The sequence below is a fragment of the Rhodanobacter sp. AS-Z3 genome (assembly GCF_029224025.1).
Lineage (GTDB): Bacteria > Pseudomonadota > Gammaproteobacteria > Xanthomonadales > Rhodanobacteraceae > Rhodanobacter.
On the sequence record NZ_CP119392.1, the window covers coordinates 1,794,497 to 1,815,916 of the forward strand.

At 61.1% G+C, this 21,420-nt stretch carries 13 protein-coding genes; 8 read left to right on the forward strand and 5 right to left on the reverse strand.

From position 1 onward, the window contains the following. Positions 1-142 precede the first annotated feature (142 nt). The 5 genes from PY254_RS07800 to PY254_RS07820 all read right to left on the reverse strand — a co-directional run bounded on the left by PY254_RS07800 (position 143) and on the right by PY254_RS07820 (position 12,118). The gene (locus PY254_RS07800; protein WP_281014892.1) at positions 143-2,272 is read right to left on the reverse strand and encodes a M13 family metallopeptidase; all 2,130 of its coding nucleotides are present in this window, start codon (positions 2,270-2,272) and stop codon (positions 143-145) included. Positions 2,273-2,489: 217 nt separating this feature from the next. Then, positions 2,490-4,631, reverse strand: a complete 2,142-nt coding sequence (locus tag PY254_RS07805; protein ID WP_281014893.1) for a M13 family metallopeptidase — start codon at positions 4,629-4,631, stop codon at positions 2,490-2,492. Positions 4,632-4,762: 131 nt separating this feature from the next. Then, positions 4,763-6,586: a M14 family metallopeptidase gene (locus PY254_RS07810; protein ID WP_281014894.1), complete on the reverse strand. Its 1,824-nt coding sequence runs from the start codon at positions 6,584-6,586 to the stop codon at positions 4,763-4,765. Next, a complete protein-coding gene (locus tag PY254_RS07815) occupies positions 6,583-7,260 on the reverse strand; it encodes a DUF502 domain-containing protein (protein WP_281014895.1) in 678 nt (225 codons plus the stop codon). The genes PY254_RS07810 and PY254_RS07815 overlap by 4 nt, the downstream gene beginning before the upstream one ends. A 430-nt stretch (positions 7,261-7,690) precedes the next feature. Continuing rightward, positions 7,691-12,118 (reverse strand): chemotaxis protein CheB, encoded by a 4,428-nt coding sequence (locus tag PY254_RS07820; protein ID WP_281014896.1) that lies wholly within the window; start codon positions 12,116-12,118, stop codon positions 7,691-7,693. 323 nt (positions 12,119-12,441) lie between these two features. Here PY254_RS07820 and PY254_RS07825 point away from each other — a divergent pair, with 323 nt between their 5' ends. The 8 genes from PY254_RS07825 to PY254_RS07860 all read left to right on the forward strand — a co-directional run bounded on the left by PY254_RS07825 (position 12,442) and on the right by PY254_RS07860 (position 21,419). Next, entirely contained in the window at positions 12,442-13,014 is a 573-nt protein-coding gene (locus tag PY254_RS07825) for a GNAT family N-acetyltransferase (RefSeq protein ID WP_281014897.1), read from the forward strand. A 149-nt stretch (positions 13,015-13,163) separates the two neighbouring features. Beyond that, a complete protein-coding gene (locus tag PY254_RS07830; RefSeq protein WP_281014898.1) occupies positions 13,164-13,568 on the forward strand; it encodes a hypothetical protein in 405 nt (134 codons plus the stop codon). After that, positions 13,565-15,058 carry an ATPase domain-containing protein gene (locus tag PY254_RS07835; RefSeq protein ID WP_281014899.1) on the forward strand — a complete coding sequence of 498 codons (1,494 nt, stop codon included), beginning with the start codon at positions 13,565-13,567 and terminating at the stop codon, positions 15,056-15,058. Before PY254_RS07830 ends, PY254_RS07835 begins: the two co-directional genes overlap by 4 nt. Positions 15,059-15,082: 24 nt before the next feature. Beyond that, positions 15,083-16,693: a diguanylate cyclase domain-containing protein gene (locus PY254_RS07840; RefSeq protein ID WP_281014900.1), complete on the forward strand. Its 1,611-nt coding sequence runs from the start codon at positions 15,083-15,085 to the stop codon at positions 16,691-16,693. A gap of 303 nt (positions 16,694-16,996) precedes the next feature. Further along, the gene (locus PY254_RS07845) at positions 16,997-17,248 is read left to right on the forward strand and encodes an SHOCT domain-containing protein (RefSeq protein ID WP_281014901.1); all 252 of its coding nucleotides are present in this window, start codon (positions 16,997-16,999) and stop codon (positions 17,246-17,248) included. A 24-nt stretch (positions 17,249-17,272) separates the two neighbouring features. After that, positions 17,273-18,499, forward strand: coding sequence for an acetate/propionate family kinase (locus tag PY254_RS07850; protein WP_281014902.1), 1,227 nt, complete (start codon positions 17,273-17,275; stop codon positions 18,497-18,499). Next, the gene (locus PY254_RS07855; protein WP_281014903.1) at positions 18,480-20,915 is read left to right on the forward strand and encodes a phosphoketolase family protein; all 2,436 of its coding nucleotides are present in this window, start codon (positions 18,480-18,482) and stop codon (positions 20,913-20,915) included. The genes PY254_RS07850 and PY254_RS07855 overlap by 20 nt, the downstream gene beginning before the upstream one ends. Before the next feature lie 111 nt (positions 20,916-21,026). After that, on the forward strand, positions 21,027-21,419 hold the full coding sequence (locus PY254_RS07860) for a SpoIIAA family protein (RefSeq protein WP_281014904.1): 393 nt from the start codon (positions 21,027-21,029) through the stop codon (positions 21,417-21,419). Position 21,420 lies beyond the last annotated feature (1 nt).

A 21,420-nucleotide genomic window follows, 5' to 3' on the forward strand; every position in this document is an offset into this window, starting at 1 on the left:
TGGATACGATATTAAGAATGAGAATGATTTGCAATACATGAAACGAGGTACGGGTGAAACGCCATGAAAAAGGCCCCGCATCTGCATGCGGGGCCTTGGCTTGATCAGGTCGCGATGGACTGCGACCGAGGTAGTTGGCGAATTACCAGATCTTCACCTGCTTGTCGGCGTCACGCACCATCGCGTCACCCGGCTTGCACTGGAACGCATTGGCAAACTGCGGCATGTTCGACGGCGCGCCCATCGCACGGAATTTCTCCGGCGAATGCGGATCGGCGTTCAGATAAACCATCTGCGCCTTCTCGCGGATATCGCCCCGCCACACACGGGCCCAGTTGAGGAAGAAGCGCTGGTCTTCGGTGTAGCCCTCGATCTTCTTGCCCGCTTCGGCCGGGTTCTTCTTCAAGGCCGTCTGCAGTGCGTCATACGCGATGTTGATGCCGCCCAGGTCGGCGATGTTCTCGCCCAGGGTCAGCTTGCCGTTGACGTGCATCTCCGGGTGATCGGCAAACGGTGCATAGGCATTGAATTGGTCCACCAGCTTGCCGGTGCGCGCCTCGAACTGCTTCTTGTCGGCATCGCTCCACCAGTTGACGTTGTTGCCGTCGCCGTCGAACTGACTGCCTTCGTCGTCGAAGCCGTGGCTGGCCTCATGGCCGATCACTGCGCCGATGCCGCCATAGTTGATCGCATCGTCCGCCCGCGCATCGAAGAACGGCGGCTGCAGGATCGCGGCCGGGAAGTTGATCGTGTTGTCGGTCGGGTTGTAATAAGCGTTGACCGTCTGCGGCGTCATGCCCCAGTCCTGACGATCGGTCGGCTTGCCGATCTTGGCGATGTCGTAGTCATAGTTGAACTTGCCGGCCGCCTGCATGTTGGCGTAGTAGCTGTCCTTGCCGATGGTGAGGCCGTCCCAGTTGCGCCAGGTTTCCGGGTAGCCGATCTTCGGCAGGAACTTGGACCATTTGTCGAGCGCCTTGGTCTTGGTTTCCGCACTCATCCAGTCGAGATTCTCGATGCGTGCCTTCAGTGCCTCGCGCACGTTGGTGACCAGCTCTTCCGCACGGGCTTTGGCTTCCGGCGTGAAGTATTTGGCCACATACAACTGCCCCAGCGCCTGGCCCATCGCACGGTTGACCGAGCCCAGCGAACGCTTCCACTGCGGCTGCTGTTCCGGCTGGCCGCGCAGGGTCTTGCCGTAGAAATCAAACTGCGCGTCGACGAACGGTTCGGACAACGCCGAGGCGGCACCGGAGATCGTGTGTGCCTTCAGATAGGCCTTCCACTCGTCGATCGGTGCGCTGGCGACCAGCTTGTCGAACGCGGTGAAGAAGGTCGGCTGCGACAGCGAGAAGCCCTTGTCGATGGTGACGCCCTGCGCCTTGAAGAACGCGTTCCAGTCGAAGTGCGGGGTGATCTTGTTCGCTTCGGCCACGGTCACGAAGTGGTACTGGTTTTCCGGCTTGCGCATGTCCACCGGCGCAATCGAGTGCTGCGCCAGATCGGTTTCGAACTTCATCGCCAGATCAGCCTGCTTGCTCGCATCGGCGGCACTGCTGCCGGTCATCTCGAACAGCTTGGCGAGGTACTTGACGTAGCCATCGCGCACGTCCTTTTTGGAGGCGTCGGTGTAGTAGTCAGGCGTGGGCAGGCCGAGTCCGCTCTGCGAGGTGTAGGCAATCTGCATCTTGGCGTTCTTGAAGTCGGCGCCCGCACCGAACTCGAACACCGCGCCATCGCCCTTGGCGAAGGACTGGTTCAGCCATGCCGGCACGTCCTTGTCGGACTTCAATGCGTCGATGGCGGCCAGATCAGATTTGATCGGCTCGAAGCCGGCCTTGTTGCGCGCGTCCATGTCCATGCTGGAGTGATACAGCCAGCCGATCTTCTGGTCGATCGAACCGGCTTTGGCGCTGTCGGCGTTCTTTTCCGCGTTCTCCGCCAGCTCGCGCTGCTCGGCCATGCTCTTTTCATGCAGGATGTTGAACGCGCCCCACGAAGTCTGGTCAGCCGGAATCGGGTTGGCTTTGACCCACTTCGCGTTGACGAAGCTGTTGAAGTCCTGACAAGCCTGGCTGCTGTCGCCCAGCTCGCTGACGTCGAAGATGCTCTTGCCGAGGTCAGCCGCGGCGGTGGCGTTGGCGTTGGCGGCTGCCGGTGCCGTGCTGGCAGCGGCTGGTGCCGTCGCGGCCGGCTCCTGCTTGCCGCAGGCGCCCAGCGCCAGACTGACGGCGAGTGCCAGTGCAACGGGCTTCAGATAGTGCTTGGTCATGGATGTCCCCTGATGGAAGTTCGGTTGGGTGTTGGTCGGAACGCGTCGCCTGGCCCCCCGGGCGCGAGCCTAACTTGCCCACGCTAGGCCAAACGTCATGGCCCATACAGTGTCAAAGGTCAGGGGTCCGACGGCCGCAAGAAAAAGGCCCCGCATCTGCATGCGGGGCCTTGGGCATTTCACGGCGCGCTGCATTGCGCCGGTGGTGCTTGCCGAATTACCAGATCTTCACCTGCTTGTCGGCGTCACGCACCATCGTATCGCCCGGCTTGCACTGGAATGCAGTGGCAAACGCCGGCATGTTCGACGGTGCGCCGATCGCGCGCAGCGAAGCTGGTGCGTGCGGGTCGGTATTCAGCCGCAGCAGCGCCTGCTTCTCGCGGATGTTGCCGCGCCACACACGCGCCCAGTTGAGGAAGAAGCGCTGGTCTTCGGTGTAGCCGTCGATCTTTTTGCCGGCCTCTTCCGGGTGGTTCTTCAAGGCCACCTGCAGCGCGTCATAGGCCACGTTCAGGCCACCCAGGTCGGCGATGTTCTCGCCGAGGGTCAGCTTGCCATTGACGTGTGCGTCCGGCTGATCCTTGATCGGTGTGTAGTCGTTGAACTGCTGCACCAGCTTGGCGGTACGTGCATCGAACTTCGCACGATCGTCCTTGCTCCACCAGTTGACGTTGTTGCCGGCACCGTCGAACTGGCTGCCTTCGTCGTCGAAGCCGTGGCTGGCTTCGTGGCCGATCACCGCGCCGATGCCGCCGTAGTTGATCGCGTCATCCGCCTTGGCATCGAAGAACGGCGGCTGCAGGATCGCGGCCGGGAAGTTGATCGTGTTGTCGGTCGGGTTGTAGTACGCGTTGACTGTCTGCGGGGTCATGCCCCATTCCTTGCGGTCGGTCGGCTGGCCGATCTTGGCGAGGTCGAAGGCATAGTTGAACTTCGATGCGGCTTCGAGGTTGGCGTAGTAGTTGTCCGGCACGATGGTCAGGCCGTCCCAGCTGCGCCACTTGTCGGGGTAGCCGATCTTCGGCAGGAAGGTATCCCACTTGGCGATCGCCTTGGCCTTGGTCTCGGCGCTCATCCAGTCGAGGTTCTCGATGCGTGCCTTCAGTGCGTTGCGCACGTTGGTGACCAGCTCTTCGGCACGGCTCTTGGCCTCCGGGGTGAACTCGGTCTTGACGTACAACTCGCCCAGCGCCATGCCCATCGAACCGTTGACCGCGCCCAGTACCTGCTTCCAGCGCGGCTTCTGTTCCGGCTGGCCGCCCAGGGTCTTGCCATAGAACGCAAACTTGTTGTCACGGAAATTCTTGCTCAGTGCGTCGGACGCGTCATCAATCGCGTGGAAGCGCAGGTAGGCCTGCCACTGATTGATCGGTGCGCTGGTCAGCAGCTTGTCGAACTCGGCAAAGAATTTCGGCTGCGACAGCGAGAAGCCCTTGTCGATGGTCACGCCCTGGGCCTTGAAGAAGTTCTCCCAGCTGAAATGCGGGGTGACTTTGTCGGCGTCCTTGACGCTGACGAAGTGGTACTGATTTTCCGGCGTGCGCATTTCGACCGGCGCCAGCGATGCATCCGCCAGCTTTGTCTCGAACGCCATCACGGCATCGGCCTGCTTCTTCGCGTCGTCGGCGGACACGCCGGTCAGCTCCAGTGTCTTGGCAATGTAGTCGAGGTAGGCCTTGCGCACGTCTGCCTGCTTCGGGTCGGTGTAGTAATCCTTGGTCGGCAGGCCCAGGCCGCTCTGATAGGTGTAGCCGATCTGTGTGTCGGCGTGCTGGAAGTCGGCGCCGGCACCAAACTGGAACACCTGGGCGTCGCCTTCGGCGAAGCTCTTGTTGAGGAAGCTGACCACGTCCTTGCCGTTCTTCAGCTGGTCGATCTCGGCCAGCTTCGGCTTGATCGGATCAAAGCCGGCTTTCTCGATGGCCGCATCGTCCATGCCGGAATTGTACAGGTTGCCGATCTTCTGCTCGATCGAACCGGCGGCTGCCTGGTCGGCGCCCTTGGCGGCGTCCTCGACGATCTTGTGCTGGGTATTCAGGCTGTCCTCGGCCAGCTTGTCGAACGCGCCCCAACGGGTACGGTCGGCCGGAATCGGGTTGGCAGCGACCCACTGGCTGTTGACGAAGCCATTGAAGTCCGCGCAGGCATTGATTTTCGGGTCCAGCTCGCTGACGTCGAAAATGCTCTTGCTGTCGACTGCGGCGGCGGTGGCAACGGTCGTGGCGGCAGTGGCGGCAGTGGCGGCAGTGGCCGGCGCGGTAGCGGCGGGCGGCTGGGCCGATTCCTGCTTGCCGCAGGCGCTCAGAGCAAAGGCCACGCTGATTGCCAGCGCGATGGGCTTCAAATACTGCTTGGTCATGGATGTCCCTCAGATAAAAATGGATGCCTGGCGTGGGGCCAGGGGATGTACATCAACAGCTACCGTCCCCACAGCAGCCGTCAAGACCGTTGAAGCTAGGCCAAACGTCACGAATGGCCCAGTGTCATAGGTCAGGGGTGGGCGGCAGAGGCTGCTGTGGACAAGTTCTTGAGCTGCGCAGCATTCAGGCGCAGCACCGGGTAGTCGCCCACCTGCTGCGCGGCGTACCAGGGCGAGCGCAGGAAGAACCAGTGCAGTCGAGCGTAGCTGTTGCCCGCAAACGCGGGGTCGTCGTGCAGCTTCTGCTCGAACGCGGTTTTCAGGGCCGGGTCCTTCGCCATCATCTCGCGCGCCAGTTTTTCCAGCACGCGCGGTTCGCCGTATTCCTTGGCCTCGAACGTTGCATTCAGAAAGCCCCACTGCAGCAGCGAATCCGGCGCTTGCGGTTCCAGCAGGTTGATCGCCACGTTGGCGGCGCGCTGGTTCATCGGCACGATCACCGAGCCGGCGGGCAAGGTCACGTCGCGCGGCACGGTCTGCAGCTTGAAATCGCGCAGCATCAGATGACCTTCAAATGACTTGTCCGCCCAGCGCGGGTCATCCAGTTGATAGCCCGTCGCATGAATCGTCACCGGCGCGCTGGTACGTCGGTAGGTGATGCCGTGCGCGTCGAGCTTGTCGATGATCTGCGTCCACTGCCGCGGCACCACGTAGGCAGCCGGCGGCGTGATGGAGATATCCGGCAACAGGCCGTTCCAGTTCGGGATGGTGTACGTCTTCGGCTGGCTCGGGTCGTAGTGAATCCACTCACTGTTGGAGATGTCGCTGTGGGTCAGCGTGAACGCAAAACCTTTCAGCGTATACGGCGCGGATGCGGGATCAGCCTTGAAGGTGATTGGTACCGAGGCGTTCGTTTCGCCAGCGCGTGCGATGGTGTCCGCATCGGCCTTGGTGGTGGCGGCAAGCAGGGCATTCGGATCGCGATTGACCTGTTCCAGCATCAACTCAACCAGGTCGTAGACCGCATGCACGCGGTTCGCATACGGCTTCAACATGTGTGTTTCGATCAGCAGTGCCGGGCGGTTCTGCAGCGCGGCATAGCCGGTGGAAAAGCGCGGACCTGAACCGAAATTCACGATGCCCTTGCGGGGGTCCGTGCCGTCCTTGAACTCCAGATAGACCGAGCCGAGATGGCCGCGCTTCTCGTACGCAGGCATCGCGCGGTTGACGATCGCGTCGTGCTGCCAGTCGCTTACCGCCGGATCAAGCTTGTGCGGATCTTCGGTGTACCAGGTCAAGTCGTATTGATAGTCCGCGCCATCGGTAGTGTGCACGTCGATCAGGAAATCCGGCAGCCACTTCTGCCAAAGCTTCAGCCAGGCCAGCATTTCCGGCGCATCGGCCTTGATGTAATCACGGTTTAGATTGAGGTATTGCGACTGCCCGCGGAAGCCCATGCGGTCCGGGCCGTTCTGGTTGATGCGGTGATACGGGCTGGAATTCTCGTGGCCGTCCACGCTGAACACCGGGATGAAAACCAGCACCACACGGTCGAGCACGTGTGGATATTTCTTCGTGATCGCGATATCGCGCAGCAACATCAGCCCGGCGTCCTTGCCCTCGATCTCACCGGGATGAATGCCGGCCTGCACCAGCACCACTGGCTTGTGCGCGGCGCGTGCGGCGGCCGGATCAAACGTGCCGTCGCCACTGGCAATCACCACCGTCATCGGCCGGCCTTCCGGCGTGCTGCCGAAAGTTTCCAGGCGGATGATGCCAGGCGCCGCGCGTTGCAGTCGCTGCAGATACGCCACCGTGTCGGCGTAGCTCGGCGTGGTACGGAACTGCGCGGCTTCCGCTGGCGTGGTCCAGTCCGTTTTGCCGGTGCTGTTGGCATGTGCTGAAAATGCCGCAGTGCCGAGCAGGGCGAAGCAAACAAGGTGGCGAAGATTCATGCGCGTGGCTCCGTTTCGCCGTGACGCAGATGTGCCGGCGGCGCGGGCAAGGTCTCCGGCGCCACCGCGCCACCGGAAATGATGAAGGCCATCGCCTGATCCATGGTCCAGTCGGTCGGCGTCAACTCGTCCACCGGCACCAGTTCCAGATAACCACCCGTGGGGTTGGGCGTGGTCGGGATATAGACGGCCGCCATCTCGCGACCGGTACCTTCCTCCACCATCACCCGCGTGACAAAGCCCACTACCTTCATGCCGCGCCGTGGGAAGTCGATCAGCACCACGCGCTGCATCCCGCTGGGCTTGTTCTGCAGCACCGCCATCAATTTCTTGGTGCCACCGTAAATCGTCTGCACCAGTGGAATGCGCGCCAGCAAGCCATCGAACGCGCTGAGAAAACGCTGGCCGATCACCCGGTTCGCAATAAAGCCAAGCAGGTACAGCGCCACCAACGTGATCAACAACGCCAGAATGAAGTTCAGCCACTCCATCTTCAGCGATTCAGCGGCGTGCGGTGCCACCAGCGCCAGCGTGTTGAGAAACCCTGCCACCAGCGGCGCACCGATGCCGGCCAGCATGCCGAGGATGAATTTGAACACCAGCCAGGTCACCCACAACGGGATGAAGGTAAGCAGGCCGGTGAGCAGGTAGCGTTTGACGCGAAACGGGCGCATGGGAAATCCGGAGCTGTCGGGGGTTTGCGTCATTGTAGGTCAGGGCAGAGCTCACGCGTCGCGCGTTGTCTGGCTGGTGCTTTGCGCCTTCCATCGTTCGTCAGCGCCATCACGGCGCTGCCGCCGTTCGCTCGTTTCAACATGCACTTTTTGCCGCGACCTGCCGAGCTACCGTCAAATGACGCGGAGTCGTCACGCAGACAGAACGTCGGGCTGTTGCGCCCAGGGAGTAGCTGACAACGCGCGTTCCGCTGGTTTGGGTTGCGTCGCACCCAAGCGGAGTAACAGGCCGCAGTTCCTTCTTCGCACTTGGCGGAGGAAGGTGGCAGCTCGCCTTTCCCTGGCAAGCGATACCGTCGCATTCGACCGGGCTGCATGCCTGTGCCGGCACGAGAGGCGAGTCCCATCGTGCACAAACGATCGCGTGCGGTCAGGAAACCGGCGGCGGCAGGGCGGCATCCTCGGTCGACGCAGCCACCGCCAGCCGCGCCAGCGCCGGGATGGATGTTGAACCCGTCCGTTTCATGATTTGGGCACGGTGGTTTTCCACCGTACGCTGGCTGATCCCCAGATCCACGGCAATGTTTTTGCTGGGCTGACCGGTCAGCACCAGATCCATGATCTGCTTCTGCCGGGGTGTGAGGTCGGCGATATGGTCGAACGCGGCATGTTGCCATGCGGCCAGTTTGTTGGCGTCGCGGGTGTGATCCATCGCTCGCGCAATGCTCTCGAGCAGGTCAGTACGTTCGAATGGCTTCTGAATGAAGTCGGTTGCCCCGGCTTTCATGGCATCGACGGCAAGGGATATGTCGCTGCTTCCGGTAATCACGATCGTCGGCACCTTGTTGCCGAGGTCACGCAGGTGCCTTAGCAAGGCAATGCCTTTCATGCCGGGAAAATTGGCATCAACCAGCAGGCAGCACCCAAGGCCGGGTTTATAGGCATCCAGAAAGGCTTCACATGACGGGAAGTCCTTCACCAGGTGTCCAGCGGCTTCCAGTACCTCGCGCAATGTTTTGCGCACTACGCCATCGTCGTCGACAACGTAGATGAGGCTCGGGCCGGAAGGTTCGTCGCTTTCAATGTCGGTCAGGTTGCTGTCCACGCGGCGCAGGGTTGACCTCGGCTGCGCTGACGCCAGCAGGCGCTGAATCACGTAGGTAACCTCTTTCAGCTTGGCTGGCTTGTTCAATTGCGTGCAGTGTGCCAACGCAACCTCGCGCGAGGTCCGGGTGGAGATGTCACCGGTAAGCACGATGGCCGGTATGTCGCGGCCAAGCTTTTCGCGCAGCTTGATGATGAGCTGCAATCCCGTCATTCCGCGGGGCAGGTTGTGATCAGTGAGGATCAGATCCGGCTGCACGCCGCCCTTGGCAATCCAGTCCAACGCAGCGATGCCATCGGCTGCGAGTGCCACCTGATGCCCGCGGCCCTTGAGAATGGAGCCCAGCAGTTCGAGCAAATCGGGTTCGTCCTCGACCACCAGAATCATGCCCGTGTGCCGGGCCGCATTGCCATTGGCATCGAGTGCCGAAGCACCCTTCAGAGGGAGCATTCCCGCGTTTTCCAGCGGCGCCAGTGCTACGTCAATAGCGAACATCGAGCCCTTGCCGACCACGGACCGCACGCGAATCTCATGGCCGAGCAGGTTGCCAAGGCGTTGCACGATCGACAGTCCCAGGCCCTGGCCACGGGAGCGTTCGCGCGCCGGATTGTCCAGTTGATGGAACTCCTCGAAAATGGGCTGCAACTGCTCGGGCGGAATACCCGGACCGGTGTCCCAGATCTGGATGCTCAGCCAGCCCTTGTGTCGGCGACAACCGAAAAGTATGCGTCCCTGCCTGGTGTACTTGAGCGCGTTGGCAAGCAGATTGCGGATCATCTGCTCAAGCAGCCTGGGATCGCTTTGGATGGCCAGGTGGCATGGCACCACGTGCAGGGTGAGCCCCTGCGAGGAGGCGTGATAGTTGAACTCGTCGCCCAACCGTTCCATGAGGTCGACGAGCGGGAAGCTGACAGCATGCGGCTGCACCTGGCCGGATTCGATCTCGTTGATGTCGAGCAAGGCGTTGAGCATGCCGGACATCGCCCTGAGGGCGTCACCGATACGGCCGGTCAGCTTGCGCTGCTGCGCGTCTTCGACGGTGTTCAGCAAAAGACCTTGCAGGAGTTTCAGCGTTTGCAGCGGTTGGCGCAGATCATGGCTTGCCGCGGCCAGGAAGCGCGATTTCGCAGCGTTGGCCGATTCGGCTTCCTGCTTGGCCGCGACCAGCGACTGTTCGCCATGTCTCTGCTGGGTGATGTCGGTAAACGTTATTACGACACCTTCGACGCCGTTGTTGTCAGTGCGATAGGGAAGAATTCGCCGCACAAAAAACACGCCGCTGCGCGATTCAATTTCGCGCTCGATCGGAACCAGCTTGTGCAGAACCGTGCGCGCATCGGCGAGCAGTTCCCCATCGGTCGCCAGCGAACGCAGATCCGCCAGGGGCCGGCCGATGTCGCCAGGGATGACGCTGAAAAGTGCCTTGGTCGCGGGAGTGTAGAGGCGGATCTTCAGCTCGGTATCGAGGAAAATCGTGGCTACGTCCGTGCTGTTGAGCACGTTCTGCAAATCGTTGGATGTCGTGCGCTGGTGTTCCAGGGTTTCCTGCAGCTGCCCGTTCAGCGCGGTCAGTTCTTCGTTCAGTGATTGCAGCTCCTCTTTGGAGGTGAGCAATTCCTCATTGGTGGACTGGCTCTCTTCGTTGACCGAAAGCGCCTCCTCGTTGATGGCCTTCTGCTCTTCGCTGGACGCTTCCAGGTCCTGAATCGCGCCCTGCAGTTCCGCACGGGTGGCTTCAAGTTCGTGTTCAAGCTGGTTGATGCGCGGAGCATCGCCTGGTGTCACTGGCGACTTCGCGCTGACGCCACCAGGCCTCTCGTCGACGAAACAGACCAGCAGGAAGGTTTCCCCACCGCTCGCCACTTTTCGTACGTCAAGACCGAAAGGCACCAGATTCGTGCCGTGCCCGCTGCTGCAGTTTTCCAGCGTAGCCCGCCCCGATGGTTGATTGGCCAACTGGATGGCTGAACGTAGCTTGCTGCGCAATCCCGCTGACGCCATCGAGAACAAGTCGTGCGTGGGGTGGCCCGGAGCCACCTGCAGGTAGCGACCTGTCGGGCCCAGGTGATAGAGACACTCATGCTTCAGGTTGATCAGAACGGCCGCTGGCGCAAAAGCTTCCATCACGCTGCGCCGGCAAAGCTCTGCCAGGGCCGTCTGACGCAGGTGGCTCTGGCTCGGTGCGGGGCGCGTCCTCGATGGCTCGTCGTCATTCGCACCGAGCAGGAAATTGAGCTCGCCCGGATGACTGTGGCCGATACGGCGATAGAGACGTGCCGGCTTGGAGATCACCTCGAATCGAGCGTCGATGTGACCGGCGGTTTCCGAGCTGCCCAGCAACAGGACGCCATTGGGCTTGAGCGCAAAGTGGAACAACGCGATGGCCTTGGTCTGCGCATCTGCACCCAGATAGATCAGCAGGTTGCGGCAGGACACCATGTCCAGCCGCGAAAACGGCGGGTCACTCAACACGTCCTGCACGGTAAACACCACGGCACCGCGCAGGTCGGGAAGCACCCGATAGCCGTGTTCGTCTTTCGAGAAAAAGCGCTGCAGTCGCTCTTCCGACACTTCGGCCTTGATGGTTTCCGCATACAGGCCTTCGCGAGCACTGGTTACGGCGTCAGCATCGGCGTCCGAGGCGAAGATCTGCAGTTTGATATTCTTTTTTTCAGCCTGAATGGCTTCGCGAAACAGTATGGTCAGCGAATAGGCTTCCTCGCCCGTACTGCAACCGGGAACCCAGATTCGCAGGGGTTGATCGGTTTTGTGCGCCCTGATCATGTCGGGAATGATCGTGGTGGCCAGCGTGTCGAACACATCGGTATCGCGGAAGAAACGGGTCACGTTGATCAACAGGTCCTTCGCCAGCAGCTCAGCCTCGTGGCCATCTTTGCGCAGGAGCTGCAGGTATTCATCCATGTGATGGGTTTCGACACCTGCAATCAGCATGCGTCGTTCAATACGCCGCTGCAGCGTGCCCTTTTTGTACAGGCGAAAATCATGTTTGGTCGTTTCGCGCAACAGCTCGATGATCGCGGTCAGGCTGCCTTCCTCGGGGGCCGCTGCAGCGTCCGATAGCATGCTGCTGCCAGCCGGCAGCCGCTTGCCGTAGCGGGCCAGGACCTCGGGCATCTTGTCGATCAGCAGTACGTGGTCGACCGCTCCGGTGAGGACAGCATTGCGCGGCATGCCGTCGTAGCCGGCTTCCTTCGGCTCCTGCACCAGCACCAGACCCCCGTTTTGCTTGATGGTCTTCAGCCCGATGCTGCCGTCAGCACCGGTGCCCGAAAGGACGATGCATACCGCGCAGTCCCGATAAGCTTCACCGAGCGAGTGCAGCAGAAAATCGAAAGGCAGGCGCCCGCCGTGACGGACCGGCGGCTCCGAGAGGTGCAGGGCGCCGTCATCGACTGCCAGATAAGTACCCGGCGGAATGACATAGAAGTGATTGGGCTCGATTTGCATGCCGTTGGCAGCCTGGCATACCGCCATGGCGGTGTGGCTGGCCAGCAGTTCAACCATCATGCTTTCATGGTTCGGGTCCAGGTGCTGAACCAGGACGAAGGCCATGCCGCTATCCGCCGGCAGCGCGCGCAAAAGCTGCCGTGCCGCATCCAGGCCACCTGCGGATGCGCCGATACCCACCACAAGAAAGCGGCCGGACAGGGTGCTGGAACGGGCATCGGGAGCGGAGGCCTTGGCGGCTTCTGGCCGGCCCGTTCCCGTCTTGAGTGGACGGCTTGCCGACATGATCACTTCTCTGGAAGGCGTTCCGAAGAGGAACTCGCTTGGACTCTACTCCGCTTGTTGTAATGCGGTGTGCAGGGCGTGAAGAACACGGGCACCGGCCGTCACACATCAAGCGGCGGTGCGAAAATTCCTGCGGAGCCGGGTGGTCTCTGTTCCAACTGTTGACGCCGGTGGTGCTTCAGTTCCGACCTTTGAGGCCGTGCTGCGACCGCCGCCAGAGCATGAGTAGTTTCCGAGCCTTTTGCGCTGCCGTCAGGACGGCTAGCGTGGACAGTGGGCGCGTTTGACGGTCCATCCTGTTGCGCAACGTTGCGGAGACACCCATGCAAATGCCACAGATTCAGGTTGAAACGAAGTTGACCCGGCATGCTCCTGATCCCGCAAAGTCGGACCACTGGATCGACAAGTTGAGTGACGGCACCCGCGTACTGGTCCGGCCCATCCGTGCGGAAGATCGCCAGCTTGAAACTGACTTCATCATGGCGTTGTCGCCCGAGTCCAGGCGCTTCCGCTTTCTGGGTGATTTCAAGCGGCCCAGTGAAGCGCTGCTGGATCAGTTGCTGGATATCGATGATTCGCGAAAAGTGGCTTTCGTTGCGCTCGTTCACGACGACGGTCATCTGCGCGAAATTGGTGTAAGCCGGTTCGCGGCAGAGCCCGATGGCCAGCGCTGCGAGTGCGCGATCACCATTTCTGACGAATGGAACCATCGCGGCTTGGGTGTGACCCTCATGAAGCATCTGATCAGCGTGGCGCGCGAGAAGGGTTTCGCACAGCTTTTTTCGATCGACAGCGCGGTCAACCTGCCCATGCGGGATCTGGCAAAAGAGCTGGGCTTTAGCCATCACGCCGTCGCCGACGATGCCACGTTGGTCAGGTACGAACTCGATTTGTAATCAGCCACTATCTCAGCGTTATCCATCACGCGAACGTGCGGTGTCCGCGCCGGCGCAAGGTCGCCAACACGCAACGCCTCACATCGCCTGCATCGCGGGTTCTTTCGTCCCGAAAAAGTCATGGATCATCCACGTCATCTGAAACGCCCATGCTGAAAGCCCTTTTCGCCAGCCAGTCTATGGGTGCCGATGCGTCACGCGTGGCGGCGATGGCGGTCGCAATGTGGAAAAACGTCGGTATCGCACTGGCGCCGATCATTGGCCGGACGGGTGTCGATGCGCTGTTCACACGCAGCATCCACATGACGCGCGCAGCGCATCCCTGCCTGGCGATCATTGCGGAAGACAACACGCAAGGTGACATTCTTGCCGCCTTGCAGGCCGTGCTTGTGCAGCAGCCAGATACCACAGCGGTCGCGGCGAATATCGCCCTGCTGCAGAACTTCGAGGATCTGCTCGGTTCGCTGATCGGCTTGTCGCTCACCAAGCGGCTGCTTCGCCCCGTATGGGACAAACCTTCAAGCGGCCAAACCGAGCAGGACGCCACCCTATGAGCAACGCAAAAGCCACCATTCACCGCATGCAGACCGGCATACCCGGGCTCGATGAGGTACTCGGCGGCGGGTTGCCGGAGTTTTCGTTCAACGTGATCGCCGGGCCGCCCGGATGCGGCAAAACCACGCTCGCACATCAGATGATGTTCGCGCTGGCGACGCCCGAACGTCCGGCGTTGTACTTCACGGTGCTGGGCGAATCACCGTTGAAGATGCTGCGTTACCAGCAGCAGTTCGAATTCTTCGACAACGAGAAGGTCAACCGTTCGATCCACTACATCAACCTTGCCGACGACATGCTCACGGGTGATCTGGGTCGGGTGCTGGCTAGAATCATCGCCGAGGTGGAGGCGTTCGCGCCATCGCTGGTGTTCGTCGATTCCTTTCGCTCGGTGATCCTGGCCGGTCAAGGCCATGACGATGGCAACGGCTTCATCAGCCTGCAGCAGTTCGTGCAACAACTGGGCATATTGATGACCAGCTGGCAGGCCACGACCTTCCTGATCGGCGAATACTTCAGCGATAGCGAACCCAGCCCGGTGTTCACGGTGGCGGACGGGCTGATCAGCCTGCAGCAAAGCGCGCAGCGCAATTCGATGGTGCGCAAGCTGGAGATCACCAAGATGCGCGGTCAGCCGAGCTTGCCGGGCCTGCATACATTTCGCATTGATGACTCCGGAGTTCAGGTATTTGCGCCGCCGAAGGTGACAGCAACTACCGCATACAGTCCGGCGTTGCCGATCACGGCCAGGCTCTCCATGGGTGTACCTGGACTGGACGAGATGATGTGCGGTGGGCTGCCGCGCGGGTTCTCCCTGCTGGTGGCGGGTCCTTCGGGGTCGGGCAAGAGCATTCTGGCGGGGGAGTTTCTGGTCGAGGGTGCGCGCCTTGGCGAGACGGGCGTTATCGCTGCCTTCGAACAGCGACCCACCCAGTCGCGCGGCCGCCGGATTGCCGAGCTGATCGAGAGTGGTCGCATTGGCGTGGTGGATACCCGCGCATCGACCTTGTCGGTGGATGAAGTTGCCACGCTGCTGATCGCGGAAATAGCCCGCCTCAAGGCGACCCGGGTGGTCATCGACTCGTTGTCTGGCTTCGAACTCGCGCTGGCGCCGACCTTCCGCGAGGACTTCCGTGAATCGCTATCGCGCATGGTATCGGCGCTGGCGACCACCGGCGTCACCGTGTTGATGACCTCCGAACTGGAAGACCGCTATACCGAGTTGCGCTTCAGTCCTTACGGCACGGCCTTCCTCACCGACGCCATCATCGTGCAGCGTTACATCGAGATGGAAGGCCGGTTACGGCGCATGATGGCGGTGGTGAAGATCCGTGCCAGCAACCATTCGACCGAACTGCGTCTGTTCCACATCGATGATGACGGCATCAAGATCGGTCAACCGTTAGCCGGCTATGAGGGGTTGTTGAGCGGTAGCCCCACTCACAGCCAGTCCAGTGCGCAGTACTCGAAGGGGTTGGGTGATGGATAACCTATTTGACACCGGTGGCTGGTCATGAACGGCCAGCCAGACGGGCACAGCATCGTCTCGGCCAGCCACACCGTTGCGTTGCTGGATGCGCGGGCGGCTGAGCTGCGTGCTGAGCTGCTGAAACTGCGCCAGCAGCTGGCTGAGGTTGAAGGTGACTTGAGCGACAGTCAGGCGGCGCGGTTGCTGGAGGCAAACCAGAAGCTGGTACTTGCGGTACTGCAAGCTGACAGAACCGCCGAGGTAGCGGTGGCAAATCTTGCTGCGGCGAATGATTCACATCAGCGCGATGCATTGACTGGAGTGCTTACCCGCGCGCTGGGGATCGATCGATTGGAAAACGCGATCGACATGGCGCGCCGTAACGGAAAGCGATTGGCCGTATTGTTCCTGGACCTCGACCATTTCAAGGCGGTGAACGACCACCTGGGCCACGCCAGTGGCGACCAAGTGCTTCAAATGACTGCGCAACGCCTGCAGTCTGTCTTGCGGGATTCCGATACCGTGTCCCGCTATGGCGGCGATGAATTTATGCTGATTCTGCCTGACGTTTCAGGCGCTGCCGACGTCGGCCTGTTGGCCAGCGATCTTTTGGCTGCGCTCATCATGCCGGGCGCGGTGGGTGGACACACGCTGCAGCAATCGGCCAGCCTGGGCATCAGTCTCTATCCCGACGACGGCGAAGACGCAACCACCCTGATCCAGCGCGCGGATGCCGCGATGTACCGTTGCAAGCGCCGCGGCAGCGCGGGCTTCGAGTTCTATACCCCACAGGATGTGGACGAAGGTCGCGGCGAATTACCGCCGGGCCTGATTCCAGCGTCATCGACATCGCACGTTGACGTGCTGGCGATCTCCGCGTCGCGCCAGCAGGATCTTCGTGAGGCCAACGAACAATTGGTGATGTCGTCACTGGTGGCGCAGGAATCCGAGGCACAGGCAAGGCAGGCGCACCGGCAACAGATAGCGTTCATGGCCATGGTTGCCCATGAGTTGCGGAATCCGCTGACACCTTTGCGTCTGGCGACCGATATGCTGACCAACCGGGGGCTCGCCAACGAGGTGCCGATCGAGCGTCTGGCAACGCTCATCACCAGCCAGATAGCCCGCATGGCACGCCTGATCGATGACTTGCTGGACGGTTCACGCCTCAGCACCGGCAAGCTGCGGCTGGAGTTTGACGAGGTGGACGTGCTTGGCGTTCTCGATCAGGCGATCATGGCCTGCCGGCCCGGCATGCATGCGCGGCAGCAGCAATTCAGCGCCGATTTGCTGTCCGGCCCATTGAATGTTCACGGTGATCCCATACGGCTGGCACAGATCTTCAGCAACCTGCTGGACAACGCCAGCAAGTACACCCCCGAAGGTGGCGAGATAGCGCTCGGCATGACCCTGGTCGACCACACACTCTCGATCTTCGTGCGGGACAATGGCGTCGGCATCACCGATGAAATGTTGCCGCAGATCTTCGATTTGTTCGTACAGGATGCACAGGTACTTGCGCATTCCAGTGGCGGCCTGGGCATTGGGCTCGCGGTCGTTCGCGAATTGGTGGAAGGCCATGGTGGAACGGTCACTGCTCACAGCGCGGGCCGTAATCTGGGAAGTGAATTCGTGGTGACGCTGCCGCTGGCCTGAACACGCTGCGCGCAAGTGGACGGGTGCAGCCTGTGGCCGCGCGGCTACTGCGCGGCCACGCCTTGATCGCACAGCCACGCAACCGGTCGAGCATAGGTAGATGCCGAGGCTGCCGCCGCTGCAGGCACAGGGTTAGGCTGATCGCTCTTCGGTGTATCTGAAGGATTTCCCTCCAAACAACGCCGTAGAGCCTTTGGATTAGCAGAGGCGTGAGGTCGGTGTTTCCGTTCCGCGAGGCGTAGTGGCTGGCTTGCGCGATCCGGCGACCTTGCGAATCCACGATCCGCCCTGCGAGGAACGACCATGCATGCCCATCTCTGGAATAACTGGTACTTCGGCTTGGGCTGGGGCTGGTTCTTGTGGTTGGGCATCGTTTTGCTGCTTTTTTTCAGCATGGTCAACTGGCGCTATGCCTTTGCGGTTCTCAGGAAACACCGGTTGGACGCGGGGGTGCAGAAGGACGCGCCGCATAGGCTCAACGCGCGCTATGCCGGCGGCGAAATCACTCGTGAAGAATTCAACCACGTGAAATCCGACATTTCGAAGACGGCATGACGCCGGCTTGATGACATAAACCAGATGGCATCCACCACGCCTCCTATCCTGGCCATCCATGGCGGCTCGTCGAGTATCAAATTTGCCTTGTTTGAGGCAAGTGAGGTGCCGGGACGCAGCGTGGGTGGGACGGTTGAGCGGAGGGGTCTGTGGCAGGCCACGCTGGAAATAAACGGCCCGCATCTGGCTGACCATGTCGTGCGGCCGGTGAAAGCGCCAGACCATGCGGCGGCTGTAAATATTCTGATCGATGAAATTCAGCAGCGCAGGGGCGACGACGTCCTGGTCGCCGTGGGGCATCGGGCGGTGCAGGGCGGCCCGAACTACAGCGCGCCACCGTTGATCACCGATGCCTTGGTCGAGGACGTGCGTAGACTCTTTTCCTTCGATCCGGAGCATCCGCCAGAAGAAGTCTGGTTGATCGAGGCGGTCCGTCGCTGGTTTCACGGCTTGCCGCAAATCGCCTGTTTCGACACGGGCTTCCCTGATGATCTGCCGCGTGTTGCACCGCGGCCGGCGATCCCTCCGCGTTACAAAAAACGGAGCGTTCGGCGCTACGGCTTTCACGGACTTTCGTACGATGTCCTGATGGGAGAACTGGCCGACACGGTCGGAGCGGAAGCGGCCCAGGGCCGCATCAACCTGGCGCATCCGGGCAATGGTGCCAGTCTGGCCGCTGTCCATCACGGCCCATCCATCGATGCCAGCATGGGCTTCACGCCGACCTGCGGCGTGCTTATGGCTACGCGCTCCGGCGACATCGATCACGGTTCGATTGGCTATCTGGCGCAGGCGCGAAAGACGGGTGCCAGGCAACGCAACACGATGACCACGCCCCCAGCGGGCCTGCGTGGCGTATCGCAGACCCGTGCGGACCTGTGCGATCTGCCTGCTGCCGAAACCGGGGCAGTCCGGGCTGCGAAAGTGATCGTGCTGTTTTGTCACCGGATCAGTCAGTGGACAGGTGCATTTGCGGCGGCACTCGGCGGGCTGGATACCGTGGTACTTGCTGGCGCTACGGGTGAAAGCGCGCCAGCCATCAGACAAAGGATCTGCGACGGCCTCGGCTTTCCAGGCGTCGAGCTGGACCCGCAGCGCGACGCCCACGATGCCTCGCTGATCTCGACCGCCGCCGGGCGTGTCCAGACGCGCGTCATCCACACCGACGAAGAAATCGTCATCGCGAAGTCGGCAGCTCGCCTCCTCCATCTTCACCATGGAACCCCCGCCCATGAATACCAACACGGTTAACACGATACCCACGCTTGCGCCTGCTCTATTGCAGCAGATGAACGCCTATTGGCGCGCCGCGAATTATGTGTCGGTCGGCCAGATCTATCTCTATGACAACCCTTTGCTGCGTGAGCCATTGACGCTCGCGCACGTGAAGCCGCTGGTGGTCGGTCACTGGGGCACCACGCCGGGTCAGAATTTCATCTACGTGCACTTGAATCGCGTGATCAAGAAGTACGACCTGGACATGTTCTACGTGTCCGGTCCGGGTCACGGCGGTCCGGCGGTCGTCGGCAACGTCTATCTCGAAGGTAGCTGGACCGACGTTTACCCGGATGTTACCCGTGACGAGCCCGGGCTGAAAAAGTTGTTCAAGCAATTCTCGTTTCCCGGTGGCATCTCCAGCCATGTGGCGCCCACCACGCCGGGTTCGATTCACGAGGGCGGCGAGCTGGGCTATTCGCTTACCCACGCGTTCGGCGCCGTCTTCGACAATCCAGACCTGATCGTCACTTGCGTGGTCGGTGACGGCGAGGCGGAAACCGGCCCGCTGGCGACAGCCTGGCAATCCAACAAGTTGCTCGACCCGATCACCGACGGCGCGGTGCTGCCGATCCTGCATCTGAACGGCTACAAGATCAGCAACCCGACCGTGATGGCGCGCATCGAGCATGAAGAGCTGGAGCAGTTTTTCCGTGGCTGCGGCTGGACGCCGTATTTCGTGGAAGGCGACGATCCCGACACCATGCATGAACTGATGGCCAGCACGTTGGACAAGGCGATCGAGGACATTCGCGCGATGCAAAGCGGCGCCCGCGATGGAAAGGATACGGCACGACCGCGCTGGCCGATGATCGTGCTGCGTTCGCCCAAGGGCTGGACCGGGCCGAAGGTGGTCGATGGCCTGCAGATCGAAGGCACGTTTCGTTCGCACCAGGTGCCCCTGCTGGTGAATGCGGCGCATCCCGGGCATGTGCCGTTGCTGGAAAGCTGGATGAAAAGCTACCGGCCCGAGGAACTGTTCGACGAGCACGGGCGTTTGCTGCCCGAGCTGGAAGACCTGGCACCGAAGGGCGATCGCCGCATGGGCGCCAATCCGCACACCAACGGCGGCTTGCTGTTGCGCGATCTGCGTATGCCGGACTTCCGCGCGCATGCGGTGCAGGTGGCAACACCTGGCGCCGTGGAGGCGCAAGACACCATGGTTCTGGGACACTTCCTTCGCGACGTAGTCAGGCTCAATCCGCACACGTTTCGTTTGTTCGGTCCCGATGAAACGTTGTCCAACCTGCTGGGCGCGGTATTTGAAGTCACCAACCGCCAATGGGATGCCAACAAACAGGACAACGACGAATTCCTCGCGCCTGCCGGACGTGTGCTGGACTCGATGCTCAGCGAGCACCAGTGCGAGGGCTGGCTGGAAGGCTACCTGCTGACCGGCCGGCACGGTCTGTTCAACAGCTACGAAGCGTTCATCCGCATCGTTGATTCGATGTTCAGTCAGCATGCGAAGTGGCTCAAGGTCACCAAGGAGCTGCCATGGCGCCGGCCGATTGCCTCGTTGAACTACCTGCTTGCCTCGCACGTATGGCAGCAGGACCACAACGGCTTCACCCACCAGGACCCCGGCTTTCTCGATCACGTGATCAACAAGAAGGCCGACATCGTGCGCGCGTACCTGCCGCCGGATGCCAACTGCCTGCTGTCGGTGATGGATCACTGCCTGCGCACCCGCAACTACGTCAACGTGGTGGTCGCGGGCAAGCATGCGCTACCGCAGTGGCTGACGATCGAAGCGGCGGTGACGCACTGTACGCAAGGCATCGGCATCTGGCAGTGGGCCAGCAACGATCAGGACAGCGAGCCCGATGTAGTGCTGGCCTGCTGCGGCGACACGCCGACGCTGGAAGTGCTGGCTGCCACATCCATCCTGCGTGAGCACTTGCCCGAGCTGAAGGTTCGCGTGGTCAATGTGGTTGACCTGATGAAGTTGCAGTCGTGTTCCGAACATCCGCATGGGCTAAGCGATGCGGATTACGACTCGTTGTTCACTCGCGACAAGCACATCATTTTTGCCTTCCACGGCTACCCGTGGCTGATTCACCGGCTTACCTATCGACGCACCAATCGCGAATTGCATGTGCGCGGTTACAAGGAGGAGGGCACCATAACCACGGCGTTCGATATGCGCGTGCAGAACGATCTGGATCGCTACCACCTGGTGCAGGACGTGGTCGATCGCGTGCCGGGGCTGGGCTCGAAGGGTGCGTATCTCAAACAGCAGATGCGCGACAAGCTGATCGAACACAAGCACTACATCGACCAGCACGGCGAGGACATGCCCGAAATCAGGAACTGGAAGTGGGGTATGGCCAAGTCCGGCAACACGTCCACGGAGTCTGTGGATGCAGGAGCGCGAAGAGGCGACAAGTGAGATCTCTTTGATAGACCACAACCTCGTGTGGCCGCCCCGACACATGGATTCAACCGGTCTGGCTCCTGTGGCTGAGATGCAGCAACAGGAAGCAAAACAGGAGAACGACACATGCTTGAACATCAACTGCTTTTGCCCGAAGGGATACTCGTTCTCGAGCCCGCCGGCCCACTTCATGTCACTGATTTCGAGGATCTGGCGCGGGAGATCGATCCCTATATCGCGGAACATGGAAGGCTATCGGGTTTGATGATTCGCGCCAAAGCATTTCCAGGCTGGGCGGATCTCCATGCGTTTCTCGCGCATGTGCAATTCATCAAAAACCATTACCAGAAGATCGTCCGACTGGCGATGGTTACCGACAGCAGACTTCTGGAGGAAATACCCAAGATCGCCGCCCATCTTGCGCATGTGCAGGTCAAGCACTTTGCGGAATCTCAATACGAGGACGCGCTGCATTGGCTCCAGACGCGTGCTCCGTTGATGACCCCTGATGGGACATGAA